Below are 5,351 nucleotides of genomic sequence, written 5' to 3'. Positions count from 1 at the left end.
GGCCGTACGTTGACGATGCCCTGGTAGACGGGCATGCGGTCGGCGCCGGCCTGGCGCGAGACGTCCTCGAGCAGGCGCTCCATCTCGCGCCGTGTCGATGCATGACCCGGGTCGGCAATCAGGTTGCGGAGTTCGTGCGGGTCGGCGCGCAGGTCGTACAACTCCGCCGTGAACGGGTCCGGTGATCCGTCGCCCTTCGGGTATCTGATGAACTTCCATCGCTCGGTGCGCACGCCGCGAACGTTGGGCGTGTACGGGAACTGGGCCTCGAAGTCGTACTCGTAGAGGAACGCCGACCGCCATGGCGCGCGCTCCCCGCGCAGCAGCGGCAGCCACGAGGCTCCCGTGACGTCGTCGAGCGGCGACGCCCCCGCAATCTCGAGCAGGCTCGGCGCCAGGTCGTGGCTCAGCACCATGCGGCTCACGACCGTCCCGGGCCGCACCACCTTCGGGTACCGCACCAGCAGCGGCACCCTGATGCTGTCCTCGTACATCGTCCGCTTGTCGACGCGCCCGTGCTCGCCGAGCACGAAGCCGTTGTCGCTGGTGAACACGACCACGGTGTCGTCGAGTTGCCCGCTCGCGCGCAGCGCCTCGTACACACGCCCCACCGCTTCGTCCACCGACAACAGCGTCGCGAGGTAGGCCCGCACGAAGGCGTCGTGCGTCTTCAGGTCGTAGAGCGGTCCCTTCGCGCCGTGCCACGTCGGCAGGCTCTCCTCGAGCCACGCGGGCTTGCCGTCTGTCGCGCGGTAGTTGTCGTAGCTCACCGGCGTGCGCACCGGGAAGGCGTCGAGCGCATGGGCGAACCGGGGCTCGGGCTGGATCGGCCCGCCGTGCGGCGCTTTCTGCCCGAGCACGAGCAGCCACGGCCTGTCGTGCGGCCGCTTCAGCCACTCCACGGCGTGATCGGTGACCACGGTCGTGTAGTAGCCCGGAATCTTCGTCGGCGTGCCGTCGATGTTGAACTCGTTGTCGAAGTAGTTGCCCTGGCCCTTGTGGCTCATCCAGTGATCGAAGCCGGGGCGCGGCGCGTCGTTGTCCTCACCCATGTGCCACTTGCCGACGTAGGCCGTCTCGTAGCCGGCGTCCTTCAGTCGGCGCGGGTAGCTCGGCAGGTCCACCGGGTACTCGGTGAAGTTGTTCGACACGCGATGCCGGCGTGCGTAGCGGCCACTCAGCAGCGACGCGCGACTCGGCGAGCACAGCGACGTGGTGACGAAGGCGTGCTCGAACCGGGCGCCCTCGGCGGCGAGGCGGTCGAGATTCGGCGTCTTCAACCACGGAAACAGCGCCGCGTCGCCCTGCGCGCGCTGTACGACCCCGAGCGCGTCCCAGCGCTGGTCGTCGGTGAGAATCACGAGGATGTTCGGGCGCCGCGTTGGCTGCGCAAGCGCCCCTGCTGGCGCGAGGACGGACCAGAACGCACACGTGAGCAGCAGGGCAATGACCGATTGGGTTCGCGGAGGCATGGCGAGCCTTGCAATCATGGACCAACACTCCACGATTGCAAGGTGAGTGGCCCCGGGCCACGCCTGTCGCTCAGTCCCAGCCCCTAGCGCCCAGCCCCGAGACGTCAGCGGAGGCTCTTGATGAACAGGATCACGGACTCGAGCTGCGCGTCGCTCAGCACGCCGGCAAAGCTCGGCATGCCGACGCCGGGGCGGTTGAAGCCCTCGGCGATCGCGGCCGACGGTTCGCGGATCGACTGCCTGATGTAGGCCTCGTCAGCCAGCACGGGCTCGGCGCGGTCGGCGATGCGGCGCGTCGTGCCGAACAGGCCCGCGAGCGTCGGGCCCAACTTCGGCGCCGCACCTCGTTCCGGGGCATGGCACGCCAGGCATCCGTAGCGCACGAACACCTCACGGCCTTCGTCGACGGTGGGCGTCGCGGCGACGATGGGCGCGGCAGGCGCCTCGCGTCGTGTCAGGTCGAGCACCAGATCGCCGAACCCCTCGGCACGCGGGTTGAACGCCTCGAGTGCATACGGCGTCGTGTACGCGTCGCCCTTCACGGCCCGTCCATCGCGCGCCTTCAGGTCCCATGAGACCTTCAGCTGCATGACCGGCTTCATGTCGGGGATGGCGACGAACACGCCGCGCCCGTCGGCCGAGACATACGCGCGACTCGGCGTCAGCGTGTCGACGCCCGGCGTGCCATCGGCCTTGAAGTTGGGCGACCCGTACTTGAAGGTGCGCTTGTAGCCCCAGGTCGACGCCCCGTACCCGGCGACCTCGGCCGCACTGGCCTTGTCGAGCGCAACGTCGAACCGCAGCAGTACGCCCTGGCGCATCGGCGTCACCTGTCGCGGCACGGTCACCGGCGCGCCCGTGTACCGCACGCGGCCGAGCCCGGCCAGGCGCGTCGCCGTGGTCCCCCAGCCCATGATCTGGAAGCCGGCGATGTACAGCTGCCCGTCCTCCGGGTTCACGGCGCCGTTGAGCGGCGGGTAGTCGAAGGCCGACGTGAGGCTGACCACGGCCGCCTGTGGCACGGCGCGCTCGAGGTCGAGCAGCACCCGGAAGATCTCGGGACGGTTGTAGGCGATGTGCACCAGCCCGGTGTCGAGCGGTCCCATGCGCGACTCGAGCATCCACACCTGCGACATCGCCGACGCGTTGACGTCGTGCGGGATCCACGTCAGCGGCGCGGCGATCGGCGCCGGGTAGACCTCCTTGGGCAGGATGTCGCTCAGGAAGCCGTAGTACTGCCGATCCTTGACGATGTGCAGCGGCGTGCTCGGGATGTAGTGCCCCTGCTGGTCGCTGGCGGTGACCAGGCCCGTCTGCGGGTGCACCGCGAGCTGCGGCTGTCGCAGGCCATAGCCGAGCACGGTCGACGACCGCCCGTCGGCAGAGATGCGGAGCACGCTGCCGTTGTGCTTGCCGATCGTGGTCGCCTCCTGCCCGCCCTTGGCGATCACGAACTCGCCGTTCGGGCCGAGCCGGATCGTGCTCGGGAACTCGCGCGTGTCTGCCGTCTGCGCGAAGGCGTTCGAGAACAACTCGTGCCGGTCGGCCTCGCCGTCGCCATCGGTGTCGCGCAGGCGCCAGATGCCGTTGCGGTCGAACACGTGAATCTGCTCGTCGCGGATCGCGAGGGTGAGCGGCTCGTGCAGACCCGACGCGAAGCGCCGCCACTGCACCACCCCGTCGCGCGACGCCAGGCCGCGTGCGATCCACACGTCGCCGTCGAGCGTGACGCACGCCGCCGTACCGTCGGCGAGGAACTGCACGTCGCTGACGCGGACCAGGCGCTTCCACGGGTTGGGAAACGGCAGCCCGATGTCGTCGATCACGTAGGCGTCGGTGCCCGTCGACGGCGTGATGCGCGAGGTGACCGCTTCGCGCCACCGTGGCGTCGCACTCGCGGTCGGCACCGGTCCCAGCGCCACGGCCGGTACGCTGCCCGCCGGGTGCACGGCCACCGCAAAGCGCACCGGCGCGGCATGCGCAGGCACCCGCACGACCTGGGCGGCCGCTCCACTGCCGGGCGACACCTCCTGCAACGTCAGCCCGTGCCGCTCGCGCGGCGTCGCGAGGTGCACCTCACGTCCCGCGGCAGGCACGCCGACGACGAGCCAGTGCGTCTGCGTGCTGGGGGCCATCGCGAAGTGGCGCACCACGACGTCGGTGCGCGACGGCACGCCCGACATCCACTCCTGCACCGCCGTGCCGCCGACCACGTACTCGAGCACCGCGCCGTCGCGCGTGAGGCGCACGGCCGAGAAGCGTCCGTCGCTGGCGGGGATCGGGCCGCGGCCCACTTCCTCCGGCGATGGGGCCGGCGTGCGCGGGTCGTCGAGGCTCACACGGTCGCCCGTCTGCCAGCCCGGGTAGAGCCCCGTCGCGACGAGCACGGGTCCATCGGGCGCGGGCAGATCCTTCTGCCCACCAGGCGTCTTGCGATTGAGCTTGTGGTACGAGCCCGGCGCCAGAGCCGTCGGCGTCACCCCGGCGCCCTGCCACGCCGCCACCACGCGCAGCAGGTCGGGGTCGAACGCCACCCACTGCCCGCGGCCTGCGGGGAGCACGAGCGCCCGGGGCGCGAGGTTGGTCGAGGCCAGCGTCCCGCCCGGGCCGCGCGCATCCACCACCGACGAGAAGAAGGGCGCGTCGACCTCGAGCCACGCGCCCCAGTCCTCCGCCGCTGACTGGACGACCTCACGGCCCGCCAGGGGCCGTCCGCCCAGCCAGGCGATGGCGGTAAGGGCACAGGTGCCGGCGACGAGGCGGAACCACCAAACGCGTGTCATCGAGGTGCCGATGTTACCGCGAGGCTCGCCCCTGGCCGGCCACTCGCCGAGCCCAAGTACACTCGGGCATGCTCACGCCGACCCGCGCCGCCCGGGCCCTCGCGGCGACTGCCCTGCTGCTCACGGCCACGATCGCGACCGCCCAGTCGCTCACCGGCGACGCGGGCCTCGACACCCGCCTCTCGCGCATCTTCCGCGAGCGGGCCTACGATGTCCCGCGCTTCGGACCGGCGCGGTGGGTCGACGACGGATCCGGCTACACGACGCTCGAACGCGCGAGCGGGGCCAAGGCCCCCGACCTCGTGCGCTACGACACGGCCTCCGGTGAGCGCCGCGTGCTGGTGCCGGCCTCGCGCCTCGTGCCCGAGGGGGCGACCGAGCCCCTGGAGATGGCCGACTACGCCTGGTCTGCCGACGGGCGCCGCCTGCTCGTGTTCACCAACACCGTGCGCGTGTGGCGCCGGAACACCCGCGGCGACTACTGGGTGCTCGACCTCGCGTCGGGGCGACTCCGCAAGCTCGGCGGCAGCGCGGCCGCATCGACGCTGATGTTTGCCAAGTTCTCGCCCGACGGCTCTCGCGTCGCCTACGTGCGGGCCAACGACATCTTCGTCGAGCGCCTCGACGACGGCCGCATCACGCGCCTCACCACCGACGGATCGTCGACGACGATCAACGGCACGTCGGACTGGGTGTACGAGGAGGAACTCGACGTCCGCGACGGCTTCCGCTGGAGCCCTGACGGGCGGCACATCGCCTACTGGCAGTTCGACACGACCGGCGTCGGCGAGTTCTCGCTGATCAACGACACCGACACGCTCTACCCCGTCGTCACGCGGTATGCCTACCCCAAGGTGGGCACCACGAACTCGGCCGTGCGCGTCGGCGTGGTGGAGGCCGGCGGCGGGAAGACCCGCTGGATGCGCACCGAGGGCGACCCGCGACAGACCTACATCGCGCGCGTCGACTGGCGCGACGCGGGCACGCTCGTGCTCCAGCAACTGGACCGGCTGCAGCAGCGCAACGACGTGCTGCTGGCCGATGCCCGCACGGGCGTCGTCCGCAGGCTCTTCCGCGACCAGCTCGACTCCTGGGT

At 71.0% G+C, this 5,351-nt stretch carries 3 protein-coding genes; 1 reads left to right on the top strand and 2 read right to left on the bottom strand.

Going from position 1 to position 5,351, the window contains the following annotated elements; translation table 11 throughout:
- On the bottom strand, positions 1–1,472 hold a 1,472-nt coding region (locus ACIRDX_RS20215; protein WP_396627242.1), incomplete at its 3' end, for a sulfatase.
- A 104-nt stretch (positions 1,473–1,576) separates the two neighbouring features.
- On the bottom strand, positions 1,577–4,255 hold the full coding sequence (locus tag ACIRDX_RS20210) for a DUF6797 domain-containing protein (protein WP_396627241.1): 2,679 nt from the start codon (positions 4,253–4,255) through the stop codon (positions 1,577–1,579).
- Between the two features lie 68 nt (positions 4,256–4,323).
- On the opposite strand from ACIRDX_RS20210, the gene ACIRDX_RS20205 reads away from it, so the two are divergent.
- The coding region (locus ACIRDX_RS20205) for a DPP IV N-terminal domain-containing protein (RefSeq protein WP_396627240.1) at positions 4,324–5,351 on the top strand (1,028 nt) is incomplete at its 3' end.

Origin of the sequence: Luteitalea sp. (assembly GCF_044337415.1) — a bacterium.
Lineage (GTDB): Bacteria > Acidobacteriota > Vicinamibacteria > Vicinamibacterales > Vicinamibacteraceae > Luteitalea.
Note: the sequence above shows the minus strand (reverse complement) of the source record. Positions and strands in the feature narration are given on the sequence as shown.

What these genes read in the sequence shown, in the direction of transcription:
- ACIRDX_RS20210 (WP_396627241.1), bottom strand. Translation starts at nt 4,255, where the DNA reads ATGACACGCGTTTGGTGGTTCCGCCTCGTCGCCGGCACCTGTGCCCTT.